We start from the raw sequence: 26,424 nt of genomic DNA, 5'->3' as shown, positions 1-26,424 counted from the left end.
AGGCTGTTTGCTTTGCGGCTTTGCTTCGTGATCTGGGCGGCACAAAACAGAAATATTAACTTTTTTGATCTGCATAGGCAACATCATAGAGATGATTAGGCTTTAAGTAGATGACATTGTTTTGAAAGTCGAAAACCGTATTGAACCTTTTCAGAATATCGTTTCCGAGGTAGTGAACGTTAGTGCCTGGCATGGGTTTATTCTGTTCCATCACCTGCGCCGGAACGTTTTTCAGTTCAAAATTACCGATTTTCAGGCTTTGAAGTTTTACCGTAGTTACCGGCACTTCATTGCCGTTTACCCCACGCATCATTACCTTTTTTATCACCTCCATCTTTTCGGCAGGAAACTTCATTTCCCGCAGCAGGTCACGATCAAGCATAACGGTACGCTGGTATCCTAAATCAAAGAAAAACAGGCTTTTATTTTTAGTTCCGTTCTGAGAAATTTCACTTTCTATAAAAGGTTTATTTTTGATATAAGTGATCTTAAACCTAGTGTATTGCTTATCCTGTAAAATCTCTTTGGGCATCGTCGAATGCACCATCATTTTATTTTGATCATAATCCAAAGCTACAATCATCCCATCAAATATATCCCACCCTAACAAACCGTCAGTTTCGTTCCCGGCCAACTCAATGTCATAAATTTTGCTTTTGTAGGTATGGTTTCCAATTTTGATATCATAATCGGTGTGGTAAAGCTTGGGCTTCGATTTCACTTTTGTTGCCAGTGCAGCATTGGTAAGATCGATGTCATTTGCACCCGAATCAAAATTCATTATTAGCGAATCCGTGCCATTAAAAATGATCGGCAGAAAATTCGTATTGTATTTATTTACAAAAAAGGGTACAGCGTCATGAATTTCAGGCGATACCTTACTAAAGTTTTTTAGCACTGGAGCGGTGATTTGCGTCAGGCACGAATCTTTTCCATTCAATAAAACAATAAATTCCTTTTTTTGCCCTGGACTAATATTAAAAACGATCGAATCAACATCCGTTTTGAATTTTATCCTTTTGGATTTTGTAAACTTACCCATAGTATAGACATCAAGTTTAACTTTGGGATTGATATACCAGCGTGAAATTGCATGAGGCTCTTCGTAAATTTTTGCCTGGCCAGCACTTGCCTTTATAACTTGTAGTTTGTTTTGAGCAAAGACAGAAAAGGGAATCAAGAGGGTTAAAACAGGCAGTATTCGTTTCATGAGCAGTGAATGGGTTGAAAGAATAAAGATAAAAAGAATCATCAAGCTTTGTCATATTCCATCCATTTAAAATTTGAAACGGCACCTATACCCCCTGGATTGTTAAGTGAATAGGTATCATAAAGTCGCATTTTACCCCTAAACTTGTCTTTTTTGTACTCAAACAGCTATAGGCGATGCAGGTATCTTTGAATAACTAAATAAGAAAACCAATATGGCAACTCGAATTTTTGTAAACCTGGCAGTTCAAGATCTTGACCGATCTGTAACATTCTTTACTAAACTGGGTTATACTTTTAACCCGCAATTTACCAACGAAAAAGCAACCTGCATGGTCATCAGCGATACCATTTATGTGATGCTGCTCACCAGAACATTTTTTCAAACCTTTACCGAAAAAGAAATTGTAGATGCCCGTAAAGCCATAGAGACCTCCATTGCAATATCCGCAGAAAGTAAGGAAGCGGTTAACGAAATGGTAGATAAAGCAGTCGCTGCCGGTGCCACCATACCCAATCCGGCTACTGATTATGGTTTTATGTACCAGCATAGTTTTGATGATCTTGATGGACACCACTGGGAATATGTATGGATGGACCCAAATGGCATGCCGGAACATCTGGGTTAATTAGATATGACTTTAAGTAAAGCAAGCAGGGCAAAATCCTTTGCTTGCTTTTTTAGTTAGAACGGGCAGGTGAACCAAATTTACCAATGATGCCAAAATAGCGGCTGATTATCCGAATCTGTAGATTATTTGCTGCTAAAAAATGAAGGCGGTTACTTGAGGGAGCAAAGCAGGTGCTGGCTTGCGAACGCGTGTATTATGCTTTAATTCCTCCTGCGCGATAAAACGCCGGTCACTTTTTGATACATCAGTTCTTCGTCAACCGGCTTATTCATATAGTCATCGGCTCCGAGGCCAAAAACCCGGTCTTTAGTACTTGTGGTTGTATCAGCAGTAATTACAATAATTGGAATCGTTGTTTTGTTTATACCGGTTAAGTTATTTCTGATGGCAGAAATGGCCTCGTAACCATCCATAACAGGCATTTGCAAGTCCATTAAAATTAAGTCAATGGTGTCATCACTCTTCAGCATCTTCAGGCACTCCACTCCATTATCGCAGATACTTACCTTTGTATTTTTCCAGTCTTCAAGCATCATCTGAATGATCATTTGATTCATTGGGTTATCTTCAACAACCAAAATATGTTTTCCTAAAAGATCATGCTCATCGTCTGGATACAGATTAATTGTTTTGATGGTTTCCTGAACAGGATAAGTGAGCAGAATTTCACAGGTAGTGCCCCTATCCGCTGCGCTATCAATATTTATTTTACCCTGATGCAAATCAATTAAAACTTTAACGATACTTAAGCCTATGCCAAAACCACCGTGTTTTCTTTTATTGTCAGACCTGTTTTGAGAAAATAAACTAAAAATAATTCCAAGCTTTTCTTTAGGAATACCGATCCCTGTATCTTTAATAGTAATCTGCAGGGTCAATATGTTTTGTTCTATGGCTGATTTGACTTGCATTGTGACATTTCCCTGGGAAGTGAATTTAACGGCATTGCCAAGTACATTGTGAATAATTTGCTCAAGCCTGACCGGATCGCCGAGCAGCATAATGTTCTCGTCCAGCGACTTTATAAAGCTAAATTTCAGGCCTTTATCGTTACACTGTTTCTCTGCGCTTAATGAAAGTTTATTTAAAATATTAACCGGATTAAAATTTACTTTTTCGAGCTTTAGCTCACCTTTTTCAACCTTTGAGAAATCAATAATATCATTTACTGAGGAAATTAAACCATGTGAAGCATATTTGATGATCTCACAATTTGCGATTACCCTCGGGTCGGTACTATCTTTTTCCATGATTGAAGCAAGCCCGAGAATTGCATTCAAAGGCGTTCTCAGTTCATGGCTCATATTGGAAAGAAAGTAAGATTTCATATCGCTCATTTCTTCTGATTTCTGTAGTGCGAGGATTTTAAGCTCTTCCTTTTTATTTCGGAGCATTCGAATTCGGTTTGCCATGGAGAGGGATAAGGCAACGATTTCTAAGCCAATTCCAATTTTGGTTATATTGTTAATAGAAAGGTCGTCGGCTAAAATACCGAATCTTGTTATTATTCCCGTAATAATGGTTAAGGCCAGAATTACAATACCTGTAGTATAGAATAGATCAATAGGCTGTCTTTTGTAAAGGATTACACTAATGGATAGAAAAATGATAAGCAGCCCAAGTAATATTATGATATTGATAAGCAGATAGCCATATTTTAATAGAACCGGGCATAAAATAATACCAATAAGCAAAAGTGCTAATGAAATATAAAGCGGGGTAAAAACTTTGTTAATTCTTTGATTTTTTCGCTTGATTTCCAAAAATTCCTGACTGTATTTTGCGAAAAAAAAGCTACAAAGTATACCAGAAATAATGACTGCATGAAGGCTGAGCCAGGAATTTCCGGTACCGATGTATTGATGATAAAAACCATCCAGAGCAAATTGGCAAAGGCCTACAGAAACCACATAAAGCGCATAATACAGGAAGGACGATTCCTTCATGGCCAAGTAGAAAAAGAGGTAAGTAGTAGCAATTACGGTAAGTATGCCATAAAAAATACCCATTATCAAATATTCACCAGCCGTGCGTTCGAGCAAGCTTTGCTGGCTGATCAGCAACAATGGCAGACTGTTTTCCTGTCCATCATTTCTAATGTCTGCAAATGCCCTCTTTGTTTCGCCCGGTTCAAGGAATATCTTAAAAATTGTTTGCCTGCTTTTCACACTTCTGCTTGAAAAGGGTAAATCATCACCACTTTTTTGAGATTCAATTTTGTTATGGGCATCAATTAAATAAAGATTTACCTGATTTGTTGACGGTTCTGCTATTTGTAGGTAATAGGTTAAGGGCGTTTTGGTTGTGTTTTTTAATTGAAATATTAGCCAGTAATTACAACTTGTGAAACCCAGATTACCTAATTTTCCGCTTAACTTTTTGAAAGGAAGCTTTCCGCTGTTACTAACGATTTCATTTAATGTTACCGTTTTTGAGCCGGTATTGAGTATTCTGGCATGATTTAGTATCGATAGTTCTTCAGGTAAATTATCTTCGCGAAATTGGTATTGGGCTTTAGCTTTTAATAAGCAAAGCAATAAAAGCGATAAGGTAAATAGTATTTTCACAATAGACAATGGAGTGAGGCTAATGTCCTGCCTACTCACGCATTAAAAAAATTGAATTATTACAGCAATTGAATTGGATCTTTAAGGATATAAATAAGCAGTAAATGTAATAGAAAATTTGAATACTACAGTTGTCTGTTGGCATTTTTAGATTGCCTATTTCGCAATGAAAATTCCCCTGGGAATAAGTTGCTGAAAAAATTAGTTCGTTTTGGTTTAATAATTTAATATGTGTTTGACAGCCCAGATAAATAGAAATTGGGCGATAAATTTATAGCTACTATGGTTTTGATAAAATTTATCACATATCTTCAAAAGAAAGGTTCTTTTTACCGACAGTACTTCGGGTGATACTATGAGGTTTTTGGGGTAATTAGAAGTTTGAATAGAGATATTAAAGCCACTGCTAGCCTGGGATAAGAAAAGATTTGGACACCAACCATTTTCTTGATCATTACTGAGCTCGAACCAGCGACCCTCTGATTAATCCCGCACGTGCGGGACTCTAACCAGCTGAGCCAAAATTCCAGTCAGCATTTCTCCTTTAACCATACGCTCAATCAACTTCCGGCTTTTCTGGCTTTTGATAAATCGTTCCAGACGCATTGCTTCAGCCTATACATGCCCACAAGAGAACACAGCTTTCAAATGCCAGAGCCTGTGCTTTGGGGTAAATGTACTAACAGCTAAGTTGTTATGCTCCTCAAGTCTGCGGACATAATCACTGCTGTATCCAACATAGTAAAGGTTAGCCACTTTAGAATATAAAATATCCAGATAGTATGTCATAAGTACAAAAAACAAATGAGGTTGCGCTACCTAGAATGAGCATTACTTGTAAAAGATCAAAATAATCTTTTATTCAAAATAGACTTTAAACAAAAAACCCACAACTTTCGTTGCGGGTTTTGCTCCTTCTGCTGGGCTCGAACCAGCGACCCTCTGATTAACAGTCAGATGCTCTAACCGGCTGAGCTAAGAAGGAATCCGGCTATCCAAAAAAACAGAGGATTTTAACTTTTCAGTAAATATTTGCTCGTTCGTTTTGGGAGTGCAATATTAGCGGTTTTAAATTATTTATCCAAAAAATTATTCAATTATTATTTACAAAAGAGCTCTTCTGTTTAAAACAAAGAAGCGTTTTACTTATTTAACACTGGTTATCAGTATATTAAAAATCAGAACAACAATCCATGGTGATTAATATTCCGCTCGGTTATATATTCACTCAGTTAAACAAAAAAAACGGCCTGACCTTGTTCAGGCCAGACCGTTATAAACATTTATTTAAAAAAGATTAGAAACTATATCTTAATCCCAATTGCATCTGGTAACGCGAGGCAAAGAAATCTTTTGAATAAGAAGTTACATCTTTTTGTGCGAAAGTATAAACCGGATAAGTAGTTGGCGTTCCTGCGGTTGCAACTTTAATACCCATACTGGCCATTGAGTTATAAGTATTAGGAGAGAAATACTGAATTCCCCAGTTTTTATTCACCAAATTGGTCAGGTTAATAATATCATAGGTTAATGTAAGTACATGGGGGTGTTTTCCTTTGGCTACTTGTAGATCCTGAGCGAAACGGAAGTCAGCCTGTACGTTCCAAGGGGTACGCGCACCGTTGCGTTCTGTAAAATCGCCACGACGACTGCTTAAGTATTTATCTCCGTTGATATAGTTATCAAACGCAGCTGCCTGTGCAATCCCGTCGGCTGTGTTGGCAAAGAATTTCTGTGTTTCGCCCACTGCAGGTACATACATTAAACTTACTGTTTGTCCTGTTCCGTTGATCCTGGTATTTACTAACCCCAATGAGTATGGAGAACCCGACTGACCGCTGAAGAATAATGAAAAGTTAGACACATATTTGCCGTTTTTAGCCCAGTCCAATCTATAGTTTATGGTTGAAATGATCCTGTTGCGGATATCAAAGTTTGAATAAGCCAATCCCGGGTTATTTGGGCTAAGCGCCTGGTTTAACTGCCAGTTAGATTCCATTGAGTTACGGATTCCATTGGCAATATCTTTCGATCTTCCGTAGGTATAGGCAACCATCATATCTAAACCGAAAGGAAGTGATTTACTTACCTGTGCAGTTACGCTATATTTGTATCCTTTATCGGTATTCGATAATAAATAGGCATTGGTATACAACGGGTTGATTTTAGCACCTGAATAAATAGGCTGTTGCTTTTGGGTATCATAAACCATGTATTTTGGATTATCTACATAGTTAATCTGTTGGAACTGCACATCCTTAATTACCTGGCTAAAAATACCTTCTAAGGTAAATTTCCATTGATCATCTGTTTTATAATCGAAAGCCAGATTACTTCTCCAGGCTTTAGGCATTTTAAAATTGTTGTCAACCAAATCTACCTGTGTAGCACCACTGGCGTCTTTCACATTTACCCCTTGTTTAGTTACATAACCCGCCTCGCCATTACCGGTTAAAGCATCTCTGACCGGATCTGAGCCTGCTGCCGGTGTAGTGATTTTGCTCGGATCTGCATTTGAATAAACGTAAGATTTATCAAAAGCACCATAGTTTACACCATTATTATAATAGGCATAACCGATCCAGGCAAAAGGCACACGACTGGTAAATAAACCAGTACCGCCGCGCATCACCAGGCTTTGGTTACCCAATACATCGAAGTTAAAGCCAATACGTGGTGAAATCTGGATTTTGTTTAAGAATTTTCCGGTAATTGATGATGGCTGCGTATAAGTATATGTTGTACCATAATTGGGATCAATAGGAGAATTGGTGGTTTTTGAACTTAAAGATGGCATAGTAGGTAAATCTGCCATATCAAAACGTAAACCCGGTGTTAATTTAAAACGGTCACCTATACGGATTTCGTCCTGACCATAAATACTGTACATATTTACATTAAACTCAGCCGTTGGGTTATTAATGATGTTATCACGGGTATTGTCATCATAATTATAACTTGCACGTACCCTGTTTGGCCTGTTTGCCAGGAAATCGGCAATACTGCTGTAAGCCACACGACCGTTCCATGCGTTTACAAAACCATAATTGATGTTGTAAAATTCGTTGTGCGTGCCAACGGTAAAGGTATGGATACCAGAATTGTAAGTATAGTTATCGGTAAACTCGAAAGTATTCTGTTTCATATTGAAGATACTCGCCTCACGATCTGTACCTAAAAACAATGTCCCTCCGTTCGAAGCAATCTCGATCTGTGGTAAAGCCGGGTTAGAAAGCGGATTGCGGTAATCGTGCACCGTAGAATAACCAACAATTAAGTTATTGGTAGCCGAATTACCAAAGCGGGTTTTCAGATCGGCAACCGTTGAAGTCTGGTTATTGTTCTGCCTGAAATCGATGCCACCAAACCTGAAGTTAAGCTGGTCTCTTTCCAAGTTTGTCGCTTTAGAAATAATGGTATTATTTCTGATGGTTAATTGAGTGCTTTCGCTGATATTCCAATCCAAACGGTTAAAGAATTTATTAGATTGTGAATAGATATTGTAATTGCCGAACGAACCTGCATCAACACCATAAGCGGTTTTCATGTAATCAGAAATCTGTTGAGCATCCGTTGCCGTAAGCAATTTCATATCAGATGATCCGGCACCTAAAATTACCGGATCCTGGCGGCGGGTAATCTCCTCATTGGTAAAGAAGAATAATTTATCTTTTATAATCGGGAAACCCACACGGAAACCGGTTTGATAATCGTGAAACGCTGAAGGCTCTTTGCTGTTATCACCGATCTTATTTCTACCGATTAACGAGGCATTACGGCCATAACCATAAACTGATCCTACTACCTCATTGGTACCACCACGCGTTACGGCATTAATACTACCACCTAAAAAGTTACCCACTTTAACATCGTAGGGCGAAAGTAGAACGGTAACATCCTGGATCGCATCAAGCGATACCGGGTTGGTACGTGTACTGCTTCCCGGCATACCAGAACTTCCGCTCTGTCCACCCAATGAAGGACTAAAACCAATTGCATCGTTATTAATTGCACCATCAATGGTTACGTTGTTATACCTGAAATTGGTACCACCAAAAGTATTGTCTTTACTACCCTGCGGTGTTACGCGGGTAACATCCTGTAAACTGCGGTTCATAGTTGGCAGGGTTTTAATCTGCCCTTCGCCAATACTGGTGCCCGCACCAGATTTTGTACCGCCTTTTTGGCCTTTAACACTTACCTCGGCCAACTGATTGCCCTGCTCCTGAAGATCAAGGTCAAGTTTTAAATCTGAACCAAGGGTTAAATAAATATTTTCTTTTACTACCGGGCTATAACCTACAAAGGTTACGGTGATTTTGTATGGCCCACCAGGATTTAAGTTGCCGATGCGGTAAAGTCCAGATTCATTTGAAGAACCTTTGGATACTGTTCCCGTAGGAACGTGTACCATAACAATGGTTGCCCCAGGGATGATACCTTTGTTATCCTTAATCTTTCCATTAATACTTGATGTTGTAACCTGTGCCTGAGCAAAAGTGAACAGGAGGACAAGAATACTGATCAGAGATAGTATACGTGATTTCATTTTTTGTTGTTTTATTTTGGCACAAAACAACAGTCTTAATGTTAATTAAATATTAACACTAAATTAAGTTTAACCTTAATTTAACAATATGAAAATCAGAGAAAAACAATAAGAATACAATTCCTTAACAGCCATTTTGAAGCCGGAATGTGATGAAGAGCAATATGCTCAAATATCAGAGATGAAGATGAAGATTTAATGAAGATTGCGGTCATGAGTCCGAAGTCCACAGTCGGAAGTCCGGAGTCTATTAACCGATTTGAAAAGTTGAACCTGGGTGGTTGGTTTAGTAATAATTAACCAGTTAACAATTTTTAGTGTACTGGATAGCATTCAGCCTTGGCTAATGACCAAACCATCTGTTCACTTTAAAGGCTGTCGGGAACACATACTGCTGTCTCTGAACCTTATTTACCGGAATAACCCGGAGCATAGCGAGGACTATAGTCAAAGCAGGACTGCAAGCTGCCCAGAATCACAATACAGTCATTTCCTAATTCTGTTTCAGTTGGCAACATCCACTGATTGACTTAGTCTTGGGCGGTTAAGACTTAGTGATAGTTATCAATTAACTACTTTACAGCCAGACCTCACGCCAGCCAATGAACTATTGACAACTGAACTAAGAAACCCATTCCCTATCTTTGCACTCATGATAATAAGATTAGCCGTTACAGAAGATATACCATCTATTATGCAACTGGTTCGCAAAGTTGTGCCTTTAATGCGTGCCGCCGGAAATTTCCAATGGGGAGATGATTATCCGAATCCTGAAGTATTTTCCAGCGATATTGCCATTGGACAGCTATGGGTAGCTGAACTGGAAAAAGAAATTGTGGGTGTTTCGGCTATTACCACAGATCAGGATCCCGAATATGCCGATGCCGGCTGGGACATTACCGAAAAAGCCATTGTTACGCACCGCTTGGCCGTCGATCCGGATTGCCAGGGCAAAGGCATTGCCAAAGCTTTAATGAACCAGGCCGAACAGGTAGCAAAAGATTCGGGTATTTCTATCTTACGGGTAGATACCAATAGCGAAAACTTGGCCACCCAGGCACTTTTCCCTAAGCTTGGCTATCATTTTAGTGGCGAAATCGGCTTAGCCAAGCGTCCTGGATTGCGTTTCTTTTGTTACCAAAAGATACTGTAACCCAAAGCCTATAGAAGGATAATGTAGTATAAAATGCAAATTTTAAAATTAAATCCTACAGGTAAACAAACACAAAAAACGACCATATTGTCAGATGGAAACACCTGAAATCACCAACCTAAACGCTAGACCGCTCGTGGTGGCAATGGCCCTGAACTAATCGTTCAATCCTTTACCGCTTAAAATCTGCGGTATGCATTTCTCAACCCTTGTTTCACGGGTTTTTGCTTGTTTAGGTGCAGAAAAATGTAGTAAATAAGCTCTTTGACGGCCTGGAGTTAAAGCTTTGAAAGCAGCCTTCAAGTCCGGGATGCGATCTAATTTACTTTGAAATTCGGCGGTGACAATGTATTCAGTTGTTTTTTTCAGTTCAACCTTCAATCCGGCTTTTTCAACCTCAATGGCCTGCAAAATGTATGCCTTTAAAATGGCTTTCATTTCTACAATCTGCAATGCACTGACAAAACGGATCTGCCTTGCTGATTGCACATGCTCCGTTTGCTGGATCAATATATGATCATGATCTTTTAATAAAACACCTTTAAACAACAAAAAGGCACAATATTCTTTAAAATCATGAATTAAAACAATATTGTTTCCATTGTAAGTGTAACAGGGATGCCCCCATTTCAATTCCTCAGTAAGCTCACAATCAAGCGCAAGCGTTCTTAACAGGTTTAACGATTCCTGCCACTTGCTTGCTTTATTAAAATAAAAATCAACTTTAGGATTCATCATATATAGTACTTTGAACAATTTTCCTTTGTACAGGTCTTGAATAAGTAGAGCAGGTTTATAACATGATCAGCAGCAACAATACGAAAGAAACTGCTTCAGAAACGGGAATAAAAACCTGCGTAAACCTCCTGCATCAGTAACCAGCCAGCCATGATTAACCTTTTTATTTAAGCCATTGAATACCTATTCCGGAATGTAAACCGTCCTAACCGTATCAACCTTTAATCGGCCTTTCAACCAGTAACGGATCCTGGCCTGGTTTGCCTGAAGCGGTACTTTTGATACTTCTGCACTGAAAAGCGTGAGCGTATCCCTGCTTTGGGTATCCAACCTGTTTATCACAATATTGGAAAGCGAGTAGCTTTTGATTTCAGGAAATAGGGCAATTAATTCTGACCTAATATCAGGTAGCGGCTGGGAAAGCTTATTGATTTTATTAGAATTGACCTGTTGGTTTCCTTTTTTAAACACATCTTCCATAATACTGGCCTTTATCTGTGAAAAATCGACCTCCTGCCTTGCATTAAGCCCCTGCCTTATCCTCAAAGTTGTTCCATCCAGCTTATAGTCTTTAAGTTTCGCCTTTATGGCATTTATAATGTTATCATCTAATTGGGCGCCAATTAAAAGCAGATCGATCTCTTTTTCATCTTTCGAGTAACGCAGGTTTCGGTTGATGACCTGGGTTGTGGTGAAATCGAACTGCTCACGGATAAATTTCTGTGCATTGTTTTCAAAAATACTTTTCTGTACAATATCATAAGCAAAGTATATGCTGGGGATAATGGTAATAAGTACAGTGAAAAGAATATATCTGGACACTTTTTTTTCAACACCCGGATCTTCGAAATGTTTTTTATCAAATTTTAAAAAACGTACAATCAGATACGTGGAGATGCATATGAAAAGACTGTTGATGAAAAACAGATACAATGCGCCAAAGAAAAAAGGCCAGTTAGCCATGGCCAATCCATAACCTGCGGTACATAATGGCGGCATTAAAGCCGTGGCAATGGCCACGCCTGGAATAACATTACTTTTCTCCCTTCTGGTAGCTGCAATAATTCCGGCTAGTCCACCCGTAAACGCGATGAATACATCCCATATAGATGGTGTAGTACGGGCAAGAAGCTCGCTCTGTGCTTCATGCAGTGGCGTAATGTAAAAGTATATAGAAGAAGTTACGATACTGATAAATGTGGCGATAAGCAGGTTTCTGCCACCTTTTTTAACCAGTTCAAAATCATTGGTACCAATGCCCAGCCCGATCCCCATAATCGGCCCCATTAACGGCGAAATGAGCATTGCGCCGATAATTACAGCTGTTGAATTTACGTTAAGACCAACCGAGGCTATAACGATTGCAAAGATAAGCGTCCATAACGGGCCGCCAACAAATATCGAATTTCTGGAAATGGAATCCACCACTTCACTTTCATCTGCCTTATCAATCTGTAGATTGAAGCGCTTTGAAATAAAAGCTTTAACAGCGCCCCGTACATCGTCATTTTTTCTCCCCATACCTGTATCCAATTTTTTCCTTTGGTTATTGTTTAACCCTCTTCTATCTGTTCGCTGCCTTCTGATTTCCCAATGCGCTTGAGTACGATGGTGCCCAACAACCCGGCCACGATAGAGGCAACCAGAATCCCATATTTGGCCTGATCAATAAATAGAGGATTATCGAAAGCCAGTCCACTGATAAAAAGCGACATGGTAAAACCTATCCCAGCCAATAATGCAACCCCGGCAATATGTTTCCAGTTGGCGCCCTCCGGAAGCTTTGATATGCGAAACTTCACCATAATCCAGCAAAATAAAAGAATCCCGGTAAACTTGCCGATAATCAATCCGCCAGCCACACCTACGGATACAGGATTTATGATTGAATCAAAAAAATCAGCTGTGATGACAATGCCGGCATTGGCCAGTGCAAACAGCGGCATAATCCCAAAGGCCACCCATGGGTGTAGTGCATGCTCAATTGTTTGTAAAGGAGTTTCGGCTGCCATGCTGAGGGTTTTTACCTTTTGGATGGTTTTGTTTTGCAAGGGCGTAATTAAGCTCCCCCGCTCAGGTATGTCGGCCTCGAAATCGTATGAAAGTTTTCTGAGGTTACTGGAATAAATTTGTTCGTCAATTCTGGTAACAGCCGGAATAGTAAAGGCAACCAAAACCCCGGCAATTGTAGCATGCACACCCGATAGTAAAAAGCCGATCCACACACAAATGCCGAGCAAAAGGTAAAACATAGCACTTCTTATTCCCACTTTGTTTCCGATCATCAGCAATACCAAAAATCCTCCAGCAACTGCCAATGGCATAAAGTTGATTTCTTTGGTATAGAAAAATGCGATAACCAATACTGCGCCAAGGTCATCGGCCACCGCCAGGGCAGACAGAAAAACCTTTACCGAGACCGGTATGTGCCTGCTGGCCATAGAAAGCAGCGCAAGTGCGAAAGCTATATCTGTAGCCATAGGAATTCCCCAGCCATGCGATGCGTTGGTGCCGCGATTAATAAAAAAATAAATAGCTGCAGGAACTAACATTCCGCCTAGCGCTGCGGTCATTGGTAGTGAAGCCTTTTGCAGCGAAGAAAGCTCTCCTTCCATGAATTCACGCTTAAGCTCAAGACCGATTACAAAGAAAAATATGGCCATCAAACCATCATTGATCCAAATATGAAGCGGCTGGCTGAGTAAAAACTTATCAAACCCTACAGAAAAATTGATATGCCAGAGATGTTCATAGAAATCGTGAAAAGAGGAATTAGCCCAGGCAATGGCAATAACCACACTGATTAGCAGCACTATTCCACTGGTGTATTCCAAGTGAATAAAGCGGCTCACCGGAGCCATGATTTTTTCTATAGTTGTTTTTTCCATGTCTTTCAAAATCCCAAATATAACTTTTTAATAGAACCCATGTCTGCTATTGTGAAGTTATTATGCTATTTTGCAGAAAACCGGTACCGCGAAAATGATCAGAGCGAACGACAAATTACGGAAAAAACTATATATCATCATCTTCCGTTCCGATACGAAAGCAGGAAAAAGTTTTGATGTATTGTTGCTAATATTGATTCTGCTGAGCATTCTTTCTGTATTTCTGGAAAGTGTAGGCTCGGTAAGGGAAAAATATTATCATATAATCCATATACTGGAATGGGTATTTACCTTTTTATTTACGTTTGAGTATTTGCTCCGGATCTATGCCAGCCACAAACCGCTTCGATACATTTTCAGTTTTTATGGGATTGTAGATCTTATTGCTTTTATGCCTACCTATTTAAGTCTTTTTTTTATCGGAACCCAATACCTGATCGTTGTTCGCGCTTTTCGCTTACTACGCGTATTCAGGATCCTTAAGCTCACACGGTTTCTTTATGAAGGCAACATCCTTAAAAGTGCACTTAGGGCAAGCCTTTATAAAATCGTTATGTTCCTATCAAGTGTAATTACTCTGGTTACTATAATCGGCACACTAATGTATATTATAGAAGGAGAAAAAAGTGGCTTTACAAGCATTCCTATGTCTATATATTGGGCAATCGTAACCATTACAACGGTGGGTTATGGCGATATCTCCCCTCAAAGCCCGCTTGGCCAAATCCTTGCCAGCATATTAATGGTGATCGGTTATGGCATAATAGCTGTTCCGACAGGTATTGTATCTGTTGAGATGTCAAAGGCGACCGAGGCAGCAAAAACCAAATGCCCGAACTGTTACGCAGGACTGCATAATGAAAAAGACAGGTTTTGTTCCAATTGCGGTCATCAAATGAAAAAGTAAATGAAAGGTTAGTTAGCTTACTTCTGGTCATGGTGCTTACTTCCAATCGGCAAACAAAAAAGGGCCTGCTTTGTCTTATATCGAAAACCGAACATGAATATTCTTCAACGAGCATTAAAAAACTCTACTTTCAAAGCTGGAATCATGATACCCAGTTTGATATTTATCATAACGGTAACGGTAGTATCAAGCTTCTTTCCTACACAAACCGGCGCCATACTGAATGTGATAAAAAACTGGATCTTTGTGAACCTGAATTGGATTTATGTTTGGTCTGTCACCATATTTGTAATTTTTCTGCTGGTTCTCACCTTCAGTAAATATGGTACTATCCGTTTGGGCGATGATGACGAAAAACCGGAACATTCCTTTTTCTCCTGGATATCGATGCTTTTTGCTGCAGGAATGGGAATCGGACTCATGTACTTCGGAGTGGCAGAACCCATGTCGCACTATACAGAAAAGGCTTTTTCCGGCCTGCATCAGGTAGAACGCGCTAGAAATGCGCAATTATATACCTTTTTCCATTGGGGAATTCATGCCTGGGCAGTATATGGAATTGTAGGATTGTCCCTGGCATATTTTACCTTCAGGTTCAAATTGCCACTTTCTCTGCGGAGTTGTTTTTATCCGGTATTAAAAAACAGGATCAAAGGCGCTGCAGGTGATGCGATTGATACTTTCGCCCTTTGTAGCACGTTTTTCGGCATTACCACCACCCTGGGCTTTGGCGTAGTACAGCTTAACGCGGGGCTGGTTGAGGTTGGTATTTTGAAAGATACAGGTTTTTGGTACCAGGCTGTAATTGTACTCGTTATTATGCTCATCTCTGTATTATCCGCCACTTCGGGAGTAAATAAAGGGGTTAAATACCTGAGTCAGCTTAATATTGTAGCCGCGATCACCCTGATGATTTTTATCTTGATCCTCGGACCAACGGTTTTCCTGCTCGGCTCTTTCTCTGAAGGGATTGGCAACTACTTAACGCAGTTTTTCAATCTTACGTTCAATACGCATGCGTATGAAGAGAACACACAGTCGTGGTTTTTTAATTGGACAATTCTTTATTGGGCCTGGTGGATCTCGTGGTCCCCATATGTCGGGCTTTTTATCGCCAGGATATCCCGCGGAAGGACAATACGTGAGTTTATCGGGGCGGTACTGATCATACCAACTTTTTTCAATCTGTTGTGGATGACAGTCTTCGGTAATAGTGCAACCTGGCTTGATCGCACAAGGAATGGTGTTCTGAGCAGTATAGCAGGCAATACCGATAAACTATTGTTTGAATTTCTCGGACAATTCCCAATCTCTTCCATCACAAGCTTTCTCGCAATATTTATTATATTTATTTTCTTTATCACCTCGGCTGATTCGGGAATATTTGTGATGGATAACATCGCATCTAATAACGCTAAAAATTCGCCTAAGTGGCAATTGGTTTTCTGGGGCATCCTATTAGGCTTATTATCGCTGGTATTGCTTAATGCCGGTGGACTCCAGTCCCTTCAAACCATGACCCTGATTACGGCATTACCATTTTCATTAATCATGTGCATGTTCTGTTATTGTTTAATTATAGGCCTCCGGATAGACTATTCTTATTATAAAAAAGGCTACTCACCAGCGGCAACTAACTGGTCAGGAGAATTTTGGAAAGAACGACTCAACCATATTCTCTCGTACAAGAACAAGGATGCCGTGAACGATTTCATCGCTTGTAAAGTTAAACCAGCGCTGGAAGAGCTGGCGGCAGCATTTCAGGAAAAACAAATCGGCGCATCGGTAACGATTTCTCAAAATCCTTATGCAGCGGAGATTACGATTAAACATAAAGTGATCGAAGATTTTAAGTATGGCGTTAAATGTCAGTCAAAATTAATATCTGAATTCCTGGTTGATGAAATAAACCTACCAGGCATCAGAAAAAACAGCACTTTTGTTCCAATCACCTATTTTGGCGATAACAGGCCCGGCTACAATATCGAATACTTTAGTGAGAGAGAAATCATAGCGGACGTTTTAAAGCAATACGAAAGATTTATCGAACTGTCTTCAGATGTCAAGAACGAAATGTTTCTGGATAACACGCTCAAAGATATAAGCTAAACAGCTTTATTAAATATAAATATTACTTATTGATTAATGGAGACTGGCGATAACAAGCGTTTAAGTATCCCGGTTTCCGGGTTTAAATGCTAAACCGCTGAGATCAAAATTGAAACCAACCCCAAAATTTTTATTTGATCCACGATCCAAGACGATCGCATTTGTAAAAACGCATTAAAAAGCAAAAGGCCCGGAAAATCCAGGCCTTTTTGCTTATCATATATTTGGTTAGTTGATTCTTATGTTTTCTTTCAACAATTCGCCTTCTCTCTTATTTCGAAACAAATGCAAACCTCAAACAATTATGTGTTTTACAGAATTATTGCAGTGTTTTTGTTTTGTGGTTATAAAGATAAGGGAAATTTTAAATTTGTCAAGCTTTTTTTAACTTTTTTTTTATTTCTTTTGCGACCACTTGTCCAGAAATGATGGCAGGCGGCACCCCAGGCCCCGGAACAGTTAATTGGCCGGTATATAAAAAATTTGTTACTTTACTTTTCATTTTGGGTTTTAGAAAAGCGGTCTGTTTCAAAGTGTTTGCTAATCCGTATGCATTCCCTTTAAAGGCATGATAATCTTCTACAAAATCTTTCATGGCATAACTGCGTTTAAATAAAATGCCTTCGCTTATATCGTTTCCGGTCATTTTTTTAAAGCGATCGATCAATACATTGAAATATTCTTCTCTTTTGCTTTCGCTATCTTCCAGATCCGGTGCAAGCGGAATTAAAAAGAAAAGATTTTCACAACCTTCCGGTGCTACGCTTTTATCAGTAATAGAAGGGCAACAGGCATAGAACAGGGGCTTTGATGGCCATTGTGGGTCGCTGTAGATTTCTTTGGCGTGTTCATCAAAATTCTCATCAAAGAATAAGTTGTGGTGTAATACATTTGTTAGTTTTTTATTTAAACCTATGTAAAATAAAAGACAAGACGGCGCCATTGTTCGTTTATCCCAGTAATTTTTGTCGTAATTACGATAAGGTTGATCAAAGAGATATTGGTCGATATGGTGATAATCTGCATTACCGACCACAAATTCGCTTTTAAAATTTCCCTGATTTGTGATTACGTGCTCTGCCAGATTGTTTTTTACCTCAATTTTGGTTACTTCTGTATTGAACATGAATTTAACGCCCTGTGCCTCCGCAATGTTTTGCATGGCAGCTACAATTTGATGCATGCCGCCCATTGGGTACCAGGTACCTAAAACAAGATCAGCATAGTTCATCAGACTGTATAATGCGGGAGTATTTTGTGGCGTAGCACCTAAAAATAATACAGGAAATTCAAGAAGTTTTTGCAGTCGCTCATTTTTAAACAGTTTATGCACATGCTTGCGCATATTTCCCAAAAGCTGTAGTTTAATTCCGCTGATGGCTAGCCTGGGATCAAAATATTCCATTACGCTATGTGAGGGCTTAAAAACATATTCGTTCATGCCTACATCATATTTATATTTAGCCTGATCAAGAAAATATTTGAGGTTGCTGCTGCTGCCCGGCTCAAGTTTTTCAAATAAGGCATATAAATCGTCTAATGTGGCAGGAACATCAATAATATCGTTTTGACCAAAATAGATACGGTAAGATGGACTAAGTCTTTTCAGTGTATAAAAATCGGAAGTAGTTTTGCCAAATAGGTTGTAATAATTTTCAAATACATCGGGCATCCAGTACCAGCTAGGCCCCATATCAAAAAGGAAGCCGTCTTTTTGCCAGGTTCTGGCCCTACCACCCGCCATTTCGTTTTTTTCAATTACGGTAACATCAAAGCCATCTTTACCCAATAAAGCTGCTGCAGCCATGCCTGCAAAACCGGCACCGATAATGGTAACCGAGGTTCTTTTTTCCATGGTGTAAATAAAGGAATTTTATCGCGTTTTGTTTTGGTTTTTTATCATTCTGTGTCTATCATTCTGAATGCAATGAAGAATCTTTAGCTTTGATAATAATCTTGATGGAAGTTTAATTCGATCATAATGTTTCCTTGTTTAAAGATCCTTCGCTTCGCTAGGATGACACCATGGATAAGAGGTCTGTCATTCTGAATGCAATGAAGAATCTTTTTTTATTTATTAAATTTTAATCAGTTAGTTTTGAATCCATTGATCTGGAGTTCAGTATTTCATCAGTTGAAGATCCTTCGCTGCGCTACCATTGACGTTATTTTGTAATTACCTATTAATGAGCAGAATGCGGCATCATGCATTTCCGTATAGCTAGGCCATAGCACCGTATCACCGTTCTACTTAAAACCGGCCTAATAAATTTTTCGGACTGCACTGTTCTAGCCATAACACTGGCTTTGAAAGAAAAATTTTCAGCCGGCATTTTTTGTTACTTTTTGATGCCAAAAAGTAAGAGCCCTTCGGCGGCGGTGAGCCGAGGCAAGAATTGTGCGAAGGAAAAAACGTCAATCATATTGATTTTTATATCATAAATTATCCCTCAGGATGACATTGACGGGATTTTTATTAAAAATCCTTTCCTTAGCTTATTACAACAGCGCAAACAAATACGCTAAGCTTTTGTTACATTTGCCACCATCTCATGATTAAATTACGTATTTTATTTTTCTTGCTGTTTGCCATAGGCAACGCTACTTACGCACAACTCTCTACACAGGAAATTGCGACATTGAAAGCCAACATGGTTAAAGCAGTAGAAAATGCTAAACTTACTGATTCGCTGTTTGACAGGCTGAATAAACTGCCCAATAAAACCGCGTTGGTTACCGGTTACTTAGGCACTTTGGAAGCACTCAAAGCTAAACATTCCTGGAATCCATATAACAAGATTAAATATGTAGGCCGATCACTAAAAACCATGCAGAAAGCAATTGATATGGATGGAGAAAATATGGAAATCCGTTTTATGCGTTTTTCAATCGAATTTTATACGCCATCCTTTCTTGGTTTTAGTAAAGATTTAGCGGTAGACAAAAAAGAGATTGTTAAACATTACCAAAATGGAAATTTTGGTCTTGCTGATGCGGAGCTGGTTAAAAACGTATCTAAATTTATGATTGATAGTAAAAAATGTACTGCCGCTGAAGTTAAAATCTTAACCAAATACCTTTAGAATGAATTATATATATTTAATTATCAATATAGCCGTAATTTTTTTTCCGCTGGTTTTATCGTTTGATAAAAAGGTCCACTTTTTTAGCAAGTGGAAGTTTATATTTCCAGCCATACTCCTTACAGGAGTTATCTTTTTAATTTGGGACATTTTATTTACCAAGCTTAATGTCTGGTCTTTTAATCCGGATTACATCGTAGGGATAAATCTTTTCGGCTTACCCTTGGAAGAGATTTTGTTTTTTTTAACTGTGCCTTATGCCTGCGTATTTATTTACGAGTGTTTAAACGTCTATTTTCCCAAAAACAAGCTTCAAAAGTATAGTCTCGCCTTAAGTAACCTATTTCTGGGACTTAGTGTGGCCATTTTGTTTTTTGCTTATAACAGGTGGTATACGTTGATTAATTTTGGCTTTTTGTTAATCGTGCTGGCTTACGTAGAATATGTGAATGTAAAACTCAGGTTTATGTACAGGTTCTACAGGGCTTACCTGGTTTCGCTTATTCCTTTTTATATCGTAAATGGTTTTTTAACGGCTATTCCGGTGGTGATGTATAATAATAAAGAAAATATAGGTTTTAGGGTAGGTACAATACCTTTCGAAGATCATTTTTATTTAATGAGTTTGTTGTTAATGAATGTTTTCCTGTATGAGCTTTTTAAAAGCAGGGCCGGTAAAGCGATCTCATAAGATTGTAATAGCCAACGCCGTTTTTTTAGGAAATGTAGGTGCAGTGGCACTTGGCATCTTTAGCCCCGCTTTGCGCTTTACTCCGTTGCACTTCGTGTTCGCTTCAATCCGGGTTTAGGAACAGCAGTTTCTGCACTCTGCAACCCCAAAAATGAAATGCTGTCGCGGCCAGCTAGCCCCGGTTGAAGCGATACCCTGCAGCAACGAGGTACGAGGCAGCGAAGCGTATAAGTGTAAAACGGGAACACACTTATTGATTTGTACAAGTATTGCGCTCTAAAATATGAAGATCGATTTATAAATATTGAGGTAAAGGTTTTCAAATTCACTTATAATGAAGGCTTTGCGCTTGTGTTTGCTTAAAAAATAATAACTAATTAGTCTACAGGCACAAGAATATATCAGTTTGTAAGCCATTATATTTCTTATATGGTTAAAACCTTTTGATTATCTTCAACCCGAAATTAATTTAAATGGATTTACCAGGCTATACCAAACAACAGCTTGCGTTGCGTAACGGACAGGATAAGCCTCAAATATGGGTGGCTTATAAAGGTCTGATCTATGATATGACAGATAGCAGATTATGGAAAAATGGTAAACATTATGAGCATTGGGCGGGGCAGGATCTGACTGATGAACTTGCAGATGCACCACATACTGAAGCGGTTTTTGAAAAATTTGTGCCAATAGCCATACTTGTACAACCGAATTAATTTTGGTAGCCTCCAGGTTTCGATAACCATTTACCCAATAAAAAAGCCGCATTATTTAAGCATTACACTTAAAATATACGGCTCAATTTATCTGCATGATATAACTGATAACTGGCTATTGAAAACTGTTAACTGATTACGCTTCTATCGTGAAAGAACTTAAGCTTACAAATTCCTGAATTCTCGCTGCAACTTCTTCATCAGTTAAATTCAACAACTTTTCCGTTCCAAATTTTTCTACACAAAAGGAAGCCAGGGCAGAGCCATAAATAATTGCATTTTTCATGTTATTGAAGTTGATAGTACCCACTTTCGCCAAATAACCGATAAATCCGCCTGCAAATGTATCGCCAGCGCCTGTCGGATCGAATACCTCTGCCAATGGTAAGGCTGGAGCCGAGAAAATCTGATCTTCGTGAAACAACAGTGCCCCATGCTCCCCTTTTTTAATGATCAAATATTTCGGACCCATTGTTAGGATTTTCTTCGCAGCTTTCACCAATGAGTACTCTCCTGATAGCTGGCGTGCTTCGGCATCGTTAATTGTTAATACATCTACCATTTTAATGGTTTCTAGTAAATCATCCATCATAATATCCATCCAAAAGTTCATGGTGTCCATTACAATTAGTTTAGGTCGGTTTTTAAGACGTTTAATGACCGTTTGCTGTACTTGGGGCGTTAGGTTGCCTAACATCAGGTATTCGCAGTCCTGATAGCTCTCCGGGATAATCGGATCGAAATTTTCCAATACATTCAATTCCGTAATCAAAGTATCGCGGCTGTTCATATCGTTATGGTATTTGCCCGACCAGAAAAATGATTTCTCACCAGCTTTAATCTGTAACCCTTCTGTATCAATACCGTGGTTGGTGAAGGTGTCAATGTCTGATTGATGAAAGTCATCGCCCACCACGGCCACAATTTTTGCTTTATTATAAAAGTAAGAAGCGGCCAAACTTGCGTAAGTTGCTGCACCACCAACAATTTTATCTGTTTTTCCGAAAGGAGTTTCAATAGCATCAAAAGCTACAGTACCTATGATTATCAGGCTCATATATATGTATTAAATTTTTTTAAAATTTTTTCACTGCAAATATTGCATAAATAATTTAAAAGCCCTAATATTGCATTCCCAAAACGAACAAGCGGATGTTTTCTGAAAGGTTAAAATCCTCTGTTTTTTTGGATAGCCGGATTCCTTCTTAGCTCAGCCGGTTAGAGCATCTGACTGTTAATCAGAGGGTCGCTGGTTCGAGCCCAGCAGAAGGAGCAAAACCTGCAACGAAAGTTGTAGGTTTTTTGTTTATAGTCTATTTTGTACGAAAGATTATTTTGATCGTTTACGAGTAATACTCATTCTAGGTAGCCCAAACTCATTTGTTTTTTATACTTATGACATACTATCTATATATTTTATATTCTAAAGTAGCTAAGGAAAGATTTATCAAAAGCCAGAAAAGCCGGAAGTTGATTGAGCGTATGGTTAAAGGAGAAATGCTGACTGGAATTTTGGCTCAGCTGGTTAGAGTCCCGCACGTGCGGGATTAATCAGAGGGTCGCTGGTTCGAGCCCAGCAGAAGGAGCAAAACCCGCAACGAAAGTTGTGGGTTTTTTGTTTAAGGTCTATTTTGGACAAAAGACTATTTTGATCGTTTACAAGTAATACTCATTCTAGGTAGCGCAACTCATTTGTTTTGTACTTATGACATACTACCTGTATATTTTATATTCTAAAGCGGCTAATCTTTACTATGTTGGATACACCAGTGATTATGTCCGTCGACTTGAGGAGCACAACAACTTAGCTGTTAGCACATTTACCTCAAAGCACAGGCCCTGGCATTTGAAAGCTGTGTTCTCTTGTGGGCATGTAGAGGCTGAAGCAATGCGTCTGGAAAGATTTATCAAAAGCCAGAAAAGCCGGAAGTTGATTGAGCGTATGGTTAAAGGAGAAATGCTGACTGGAATTTTGGCTCAGCTGGTTAGAGTCCCGCACGTGCGGGATTAATCAGAGGGTCGCTGGTTCGAGCCCAGCAGAAGGAGCAAAACCCGCAACGAAAGTTGTGGGTTTTTTGTTTAAGGTCTATTTTGGACAAAAAATTATTTTGGATCAATACCAAAAGTTGTGGGATAAATGCTTTAAGCAAATAATTGGTTAGTCTATAGAGGAAAAACGGATCAGAACCAAAACCTGTGGACCAAGCAAAACATTTGGTTTGCCCTAACAGAAAAAAAAGGAATCAAGCGGAATTATCGATGGGCATTTCCTTGCAATTTGTCAGAATGACAAATATGCTGTCTAATATTAAATATTGAGCAGAGATCTTGAAACAAGCTTTACACATCGAATTTAAAAGATCTCGCTAACATTCTCGAAATGGCGATACATTAAAACTATCCATCCCCCTTGGATAACAAACAACTTAAAAAGTTGACCCTAGCAAAAAAGGCCCAGATTAATCTGAGCCTTTAATTCCATAATAGATGTACCTTAAGCTAATTCTGCTGTGGCAATTTCTTTTGAATATGTTTTAAGGTATTTTTTCAAAATCCCCCTTGCCACATGGATGCGTGTTTTAACAGTTCCGATTGGAATCTCTAACATATCAGCAATTTCATGATATTTATAACCTTCAAAGTAGCGGATAAAAGGCACATAATATTCTTCAGGTAATTGTGCTAATGCTTTATCAATATCGCCTAACACAAATTTACTCTCTGCATTATTTTTGGTAGCACTATATGATAGATTTGCAGAAGAAATATCCTCGCTCTGCGTAATTAAAGTATTCGTTTTAACCAATCGACGATAATTGTTAATGAACGTATTTTTCATGATGGTAAATAGCCATCCTTTTAAATTAGTACCTTCTTTAAACTTATTATAATAAGTAATCGCTTTAAGCATCGTATCCTGAACCAAATCATTTGCGTCTTCTGCGTCTTTTGTAAAATTTAAAGCATAAGATCTAAGTGATACCGAGTGATGATTAACTAGATGGTTGAATTCAAATTTTGTCATGATATTTAGCTTTAGGAGATTAAAAACAAATCAATTATTGTTCATTCTCTTTAACTCAAACAAACTTAATACCAAAATTTTCAGGAAAGCTATCTACAATGTCTAACTACCTAACAATCAATGTTCGTCACAGAATATTTACTTCTCTTTCCAAAGTGACTCCAAAAGTAGACTTTACACTGTCTATTATTTGTTCAGAAAAATGATACACTTCTGCTCCTGTTGCCTGCCCATGATTAACCAAAACCAACGCCTGGTTTTTCCAGGTACCGGTTTGTCCAACCACTTTACCTTTCCAGCCGCATTGCTCAATTAACCAGCCCGCTGCCAGTTTAATTTTATCATCAGCCGTAGGGTAATGCACCACATCGGGGTGTTTTGCCACAATATCTGCAAATTCATGTTTTTCAATCACCGGGTTTTTGAAAAAACTACCGGCATTTCCGATGGTAGATGGGTCGGGCAGTTTGCTCACCCGTATATGAGATACAGCGGCGGAAACATCTGCAATGGTAGGTTGTACTATCCCTCTGCTTTGCAATTCAGTTTCAATAGCACCATAAGAAGTATTTATTTTTGGCACAGCCGATAGCCGGAAAGTAACAGAAGTGATAATGTACTGCCCTTTTAATACGCCTTTGAAAACACTTTCGCGGTAGCCAAAATGACAATCATGATAAGTAAAGGTTTTAATTTCGCCGGTTTTGATTTCAAATGCCGTACAGCTTTCGAAAACGTCTTTCAACTCTACCCCATACGCACCAATATTCTGTATTGGTGATGCACCCACCGTTCCCGGAATCAGGCTTAAATTTTCTACACCGGCAAAACGGTGTTCAACACAGTAGTTTACAAAATCGTTCCAAACCTCGCCTGCGCCAGCGGTTACCATAACCTTATCATCAATAACTTCAGATTGAATGCCTTTGATACTGATTTTAATCACCAAACCATCATAATCATGCGTAAAAAGCACGTTGCTGCCGCCCCCCATAACAAGCAGTTTTTGCGTTTTTACCAGTTCATCCTGAAACAACGACCGCAACTCGTCTTCAGAAAAAATTTCGGCAAAGAACTTTGCCTTGGCATCTATACGAAAGGAATTGTATGTTTTTAGTGAAATATTTTCCTGAATTTGAAGCATGGTGATTTTGTATGATGCTGCAAAAGTAAAATAAAAAACAGTTAAGGAACGATTTTGGTAATTTCCTTATCAAAATTAAAGCTTACAGCTTTTTGCTTATTACCCGCTATGGATACACCTGAAAGTTTCCAGCCGATAAATTGTGGTTTGATTTTCTTTAGATCCAACAGGCGGTATCTTTCTTTTGTGAGTTTAGCACTAATTAACCCTACACTGTCCGATTCTGCCTGTCCCAGGTGTTCAATCTGGCTCTCTAATTCGGCCAGCATAACATCCAATTCATCTCCCTTTTTTAAACTATCGGCATAAGCCTGAGGAGAAATATTATATAAGCTATCCAGTTTTGCCTCATCGAAATTCAAATCCTGATTAGTTTTTTCATATTTTGATTCTACGAGCGCGATGGCGCGGTCTTTATTAGTTTTTTTGCCACACGAATACAAGCTTAAAAAAACAATTCCAATCAAAAAGGACAGGTGATAAGATTTCATTTGATATAATTTAGCTTTTTAATACTGCTTTCCGCACAAACAACAAACCAAAAGCTTTTCCCTTTTCTTTCCCCCTGTTTTTATGGTGGATTTTATGTGCTTTCCGTACCGCCTGCAAATAAGCATTATTGCTTTTAAAAGTTTTAAAACGTTGGTGTACAAACCAATCGTGTATCACAAAATAAATCAATCCGTACAAAGTAATACCCAGCCCCACAAAAAACCGATAACCTAAGTTATCCTGATCAATATACATTAAATACAAAGATGTGGCGGCAAACAACACTGCAAACAAATCATTCCATTCGAAAAATGATTTCGATTTCTCGTGGTGACTTCGATGCATAAACCAAAGCGGCCCATGAAACAGGTACTTGTGTATAAACCATGAAATACACTCCATCGAAATGATGGTAAAAAGTACGGTGAGGATGTTGATCAAAACTGACAATTTTTCTAAATAATTGGTTTGTAAAGATATATAAACAGTAGAACAATTAAAATTATGTCATAAGATTGTAA

Annotated in this window: 22 protein-coding genes and 2 tRNA genes; 10 read left to right on the top strand and 14 right to left on the bottom strand. The window is 38.7% G+C overall.

Annotation, left to right across the window (positions count from 1 at the left end; all coding sequences use genetic code 11):
- Positions 1–55: 55 nt before the first annotated feature.
- The gene (locus tag DV942_RS16045) at positions 56–1,210 is read right to left on the bottom strand and encodes a retropepsin-like aspartic protease (RefSeq protein WP_145859149.1); all 1,155 of its coding nucleotides are present in this window, start codon (positions 1,208–1,210) and stop codon (positions 56–58) included.
- A 214-nt stretch (positions 1,211–1,424) separates the two neighbouring features.
- On the opposite strand from DV942_RS16045, the gene DV942_RS16040 reads away from it, so the two are divergent.
- Entirely contained in the window at positions 1,425–1,838 is a 414-nt protein-coding gene (locus DV942_RS16040; RefSeq protein ID WP_145859147.1) for a VOC family protein, read from the top strand.
- 203 nt (positions 1,839–2,041) lie between these two features.
- On the opposite strand, the gene DV942_RS16035 is transcribed toward DV942_RS16040, so the two are convergent.
- The 4 genes from DV942_RS16035 to DV942_RS16020 all read right to left on the bottom strand — a co-directional run bounded on the left by DV942_RS16035 (position 2,042) and on the right by DV942_RS16020 (position 8,957).
- The gene (locus DV942_RS16035; RefSeq protein WP_186462328.1) at positions 2,042–4,408 is read right to left on the bottom strand and encodes a hybrid sensor histidine kinase/response regulator; all 2,367 of its coding nucleotides are present in this window, start codon (positions 4,406–4,408) and stop codon (positions 2,042–2,044) included.
- 615 nt (positions 4,409–5,023) lie between these two features.
- Entirely contained in the window at positions 5,024–5,197 is a 174-nt protein-coding gene (locus tag DV942_RS24170) for a GIY-YIG nuclease family protein (protein ID WP_145859142.1), read from the bottom strand.
- A gap of 122 nt (positions 5,198–5,319) precedes the next feature.
- A tRNA-Asn gene (locus tag DV942_RS16025) sits at positions 5,320–5,393 on the bottom strand.
- Positions 5,394–5,705: 312 nt separating this feature from the next.
- A complete protein-coding gene (locus DV942_RS16020) occupies positions 5,706–8,957 on the bottom strand; it encodes a TonB-dependent receptor (RefSeq protein ID WP_145859140.1) in 3,252 nt (1,083 codons plus the stop codon).
- Between the two features lie 652 nt (positions 8,958–9,609).
- Here DV942_RS16020 and DV942_RS16015 point away from each other — a divergent pair.
- Positions 9,610–10,110, top strand: a complete 501-nt coding sequence (locus tag DV942_RS16015) for a GNAT family N-acetyltransferase (RefSeq protein ID WP_145859137.1) — start codon at positions 9,610–9,612, stop codon at positions 10,108–10,110.
- Between the two features lie 156 nt (positions 10,111–10,266).
- On the opposite strand, the gene DV942_RS16010 is transcribed toward DV942_RS16015, so the two are convergent.
- From DV942_RS16010 to nhaA, 3 genes are all read right to left on the bottom strand, one after another.
- On the bottom strand, positions 10,267–10,848 hold the full coding sequence (locus DV942_RS16010; RefSeq protein WP_342354886.1) for a YdeI/OmpD-associated family protein: 582 nt from the start codon (positions 10,846–10,848) through the stop codon (positions 10,267–10,269).
- 183 nt (positions 10,849–11,031) lie between these two features.
- On the bottom strand, positions 11,032–12,369 hold the full coding sequence (locus DV942_RS16005) for a TIGR00341 family protein (RefSeq protein ID WP_145859134.1): 1,338 nt from the start codon (positions 12,367–12,369) through the stop codon (positions 11,032–11,034).
- Positions 12,370–12,401: 32 nt separating this feature from the next.
- Positions 12,402–13,736: a Na+/H+ antiporter NhaA gene (nhaA, locus tag DV942_RS16000; RefSeq protein ID WP_244950720.1), complete on the bottom strand. Its 1,335-nt coding sequence runs from the start codon at positions 13,734–13,736 to the stop codon at positions 12,402–12,404.
- A gap of 94 nt (positions 13,737–13,830) precedes the next feature.
- Here nhaA and DV942_RS15995 point away from each other — a divergent pair, with 94 nt between their 5' ends.
- Positions 13,831–14,643: an ion transporter gene (locus tag DV942_RS15995; protein WP_145859131.1), complete on the top strand. Its 813-nt coding sequence runs from the start codon at positions 13,831–13,833 to the stop codon at positions 14,641–14,643.
- A gap of 144 nt (positions 14,644–14,787) precedes the next feature.
- The gene (locus DV942_RS15990; RefSeq protein WP_244950719.1) at positions 14,788–16,752 is read left to right on the top strand and encodes a BCCT family transporter; all 1,965 of its coding nucleotides are present in this window, start codon (positions 14,788–14,790) and stop codon (positions 16,750–16,752) included.
- Between the two features lie 373 nt (positions 16,753–17,125).
- On the opposite strand, the gene DV942_RS15985 is transcribed toward DV942_RS15990, so the two are convergent.
- Positions 17,126–18,607 carry a phytoene desaturase family protein gene (locus DV942_RS15985; RefSeq protein ID WP_145859126.1) on the bottom strand — a complete coding sequence of 494 codons (1,482 nt, stop codon included), beginning with the start codon at positions 18,605–18,607 and terminating at the stop codon, positions 17,126–17,128.
- Positions 18,608–19,304: 697 nt separating this feature from the next.
- Here DV942_RS15985 and DV942_RS15980 point away from each other — a divergent pair.
- The 3 genes from DV942_RS15980 to DV942_RS15970 all read left to right on the top strand — a co-directional run bounded on the left by DV942_RS15980 (position 19,305) and on the right by DV942_RS15970 (position 21,242).
- Positions 19,305–19,835 carry a hypothetical protein gene (locus tag DV942_RS15980; RefSeq protein WP_145859123.1) on the top strand — a complete coding sequence of 177 codons (531 nt, stop codon included), beginning with the start codon at positions 19,305–19,307 and terminating at the stop codon, positions 19,833–19,835.
- A 1-nt stretch (position 19,836) separates the two neighbouring features.
- Positions 19,837–20,526: a lycopene cyclase domain-containing protein gene (locus DV942_RS15975; protein WP_145859120.1), complete on the top strand. Its 690-nt coding sequence runs from the start codon at positions 19,837–19,839 to the stop codon at positions 20,524–20,526.
- Between the two features lie 473 nt (positions 20,527–20,999).
- Positions 21,000–21,242 (top strand): cytochrome b5 domain-containing protein, encoded by a 243-nt coding sequence (locus DV942_RS15970; RefSeq protein WP_090983105.1) that lies wholly within the window; start codon positions 21,000–21,002, stop codon positions 21,240–21,242.
- A 136-nt stretch (positions 21,243–21,378) separates the two neighbouring features.
- Here DV942_RS15970 and DV942_RS15965 read toward each other — a convergent pair whose 3' ends face one another.
- Positions 21,379–22,299 (bottom strand): PfkB family carbohydrate kinase, encoded by a 921-nt coding sequence (locus DV942_RS15965; RefSeq protein WP_090983103.1) that lies wholly within the window; start codon positions 22,297–22,299, stop codon positions 21,379–21,381.
- Positions 22,300–22,441: 142 nt separating this feature from the next.
- Here DV942_RS15965 and DV942_RS15960 point away from each other — a divergent pair.
- From DV942_RS15960 to DV942_RS15955, 3 genes are all read left to right on the top strand, one after another.
- A tRNA-Asn gene (locus DV942_RS15960) sits at positions 22,442–22,515 on the top strand.
- A gap of 122 nt (positions 22,516–22,637) precedes the next feature.
- Positions 22,638–22,793: a hypothetical protein gene (locus DV942_RS23545; RefSeq protein ID WP_186462327.1), complete on the top strand. Its 156-nt coding sequence runs from the start codon at positions 22,638–22,640 to the stop codon at positions 22,791–22,793.
- A gap of 154 nt (positions 22,794–22,947) precedes the next feature.
- Complete coding sequence (locus DV942_RS15955) at positions 22,948–23,253, top strand: GIY-YIG nuclease family protein (protein WP_145859117.1); 306 nt, start codon at positions 22,948–22,950, stop codon at positions 23,251–23,253.
- A 483-nt stretch (positions 23,254–23,736) separates the two neighbouring features.
- Here the strand turns inward: DV942_RS15955 and DV942_RS15950 are convergent, their stop codons facing one another.
- The 4 genes from DV942_RS15950 to DV942_RS15935 all read right to left on the bottom strand — a co-directional run bounded on the left by DV942_RS15950 (position 23,737) and on the right by DV942_RS15935 (position 26,344).
- Positions 23,737–24,267 carry an RNA polymerase sigma factor gene (locus DV942_RS15950; RefSeq protein ID WP_090983094.1) on the bottom strand — a complete coding sequence of 177 codons (531 nt, stop codon included), beginning with the start codon at positions 24,265–24,267 and terminating at the stop codon, positions 23,737–23,739.
- Between the two features lie 127 nt (positions 24,268–24,394).
- The gene (gene murB / locus DV942_RS15945; RefSeq protein ID WP_145859115.1) at positions 24,395–25,411 is read right to left on the bottom strand and encodes a UDP-N-acetylmuramate dehydrogenase; all 1,017 of its coding nucleotides are present in this window, start codon (positions 25,409–25,411) and stop codon (positions 24,395–24,397) included.
- A 41-nt stretch (positions 25,412–25,452) separates the two neighbouring features.
- Complete coding sequence (locus DV942_RS15940; RefSeq protein ID WP_145859112.1) at positions 25,453–25,902, bottom strand: hypothetical protein; 450 nt, start codon at positions 25,900–25,902, stop codon at positions 25,453–25,455.
- 10 nt (positions 25,903–25,912) lie between these two features.
- Positions 25,913–26,344: a sterol desaturase family protein gene (locus DV942_RS15935; protein WP_244950718.1), complete on the bottom strand. Its 432-nt coding sequence runs from the start codon at positions 26,342–26,344 to the stop codon at positions 25,913–25,915.
- Positions 26,345–26,424: the final 80 nt, after the last annotated feature.

This window comes from Pedobacter suwonensis (assembly GCF_007833675.1).
Taxonomy (GTDB): domain Bacteria; phylum Bacteroidota; class Bacteroidia; order Sphingobacteriales; family Sphingobacteriaceae; genus Pedobacter; species Pedobacter suwonensis.
The sequence above is the reverse complement of the archived record's forward strand: the minus strand, read 5'-3'. Positions and strand labels throughout refer to the sequence as shown.

Coding starts and splice junctions, on each gene's coding strand:
- DV942_RS16045 (WP_145859149.1), bottom strand. CDS start 1,210: ATGAAACGAATACTGCCTGTTTTAACCCTCTTGATTCCCTTTTCTGTC.
- DV942_RS16040 (WP_145859147.1), top strand. CDS start 1,425: ATGGCAACTCGAATTTTTGTAAACCTGGCAGTTCAAGATCTTGACCGA.
- DV942_RS24170 (WP_145859142.1), bottom strand. CDS start 5,197: ATGACATACTATCTGGATATTTTATATTCTAAAGTGGCTAACCTTTAC.
- DV942_RS16020 (WP_145859140.1), bottom strand. CDS start 8,957: ATGAAATCACGTATACTATCTCTGATCAGTATTCTTGTCCTCCTGTTC.
- DV942_RS16015 (WP_145859137.1), top strand. CDS start 9,610: ATGATAATAAGATTAGCCGTTACAGAAGATATACCATCTATTATGCAA.
- DV942_RS16010 (WP_342354886.1), bottom strand. CDS start 10,848: ATGATGAATCCTAAAGTTGATTTTTATTTTAATAAAGCAAGCAAGTGG.
- DV942_RS16005 (WP_145859134.1), bottom strand. CDS start 12,369: ATGGGGAGAAAAAATGACGATGTACGGGGCGCTGTTAAAGCTTTTATT.
- nhaA (WP_244950720.1), bottom strand. CDS start 13,736: ATGGAAAAAACAACTATAGAAAAAATCATGGCTCCGGTGAGCCGCTTT.
- DV942_RS15995 (WP_145859131.1), top strand. CDS start 13,831: ATGATCAGAGCGAACGACAAATTACGGAAAAAACTATATATCATCATC.
- DV942_RS15990 (WP_244950719.1), top strand. CDS start 14,788: ATGATACCCAGTTTGATATTTATCATAACGGTAACGGTAGTATCAAGC.
- DV942_RS15985 (WP_145859126.1), bottom strand. CDS start 18,607: ATGGAAAAAAGAACCTCGGTTACCATTATCGGTGCCGGTTTTGCAGGC.
- DV942_RS15980 (WP_145859123.1), top strand. CDS start 19,305: ATGATTAAATTACGTATTTTATTTTTCTTGCTGTTTGCCATAGGCAAC.
- DV942_RS15975 (WP_145859120.1), top strand. CDS start 19,837: ATGAATTATATATATTTAATTATCAATATAGCCGTAATTTTTTTTCCG.
- DV942_RS15970 (WP_090983105.1), top strand. CDS start 21,000: ATGGATTTACCAGGCTATACCAAACAACAGCTTGCGTTGCGTAACGGA.
- DV942_RS15965 (WP_090983103.1), bottom strand. CDS start 22,299: ATGAGCCTGATAATCATAGGTACTGTAGCTTTTGATGCTATTGAAACT.
- DV942_RS23545 (WP_186462327.1), top strand. CDS start 22,638: ATGACATACTATCTATATATTTTATATTCTAAAGTAGCTAAGGAAAGA.
- DV942_RS15955 (WP_145859117.1), top strand. CDS start 22,948: ATGACATACTACCTGTATATTTTATATTCTAAAGCGGCTAATCTTTAC.
- DV942_RS15950 (WP_090983094.1), bottom strand. CDS start 24,267: ATGACAAAATTTGAATTCAACCATCTAGTTAATCATCACTCGGTATCA.
- murB (WP_145859115.1), bottom strand. CDS start 25,411: ATGCTTCAAATTCAGGAAAATATTTCACTAAAAACATACAATTCCTTT.
- DV942_RS15940 (WP_145859112.1), bottom strand. CDS start 25,902: ATGAAATCTTATCACCTGTCCTTTTTGATTGGAATTGTTTTTTTAAGC.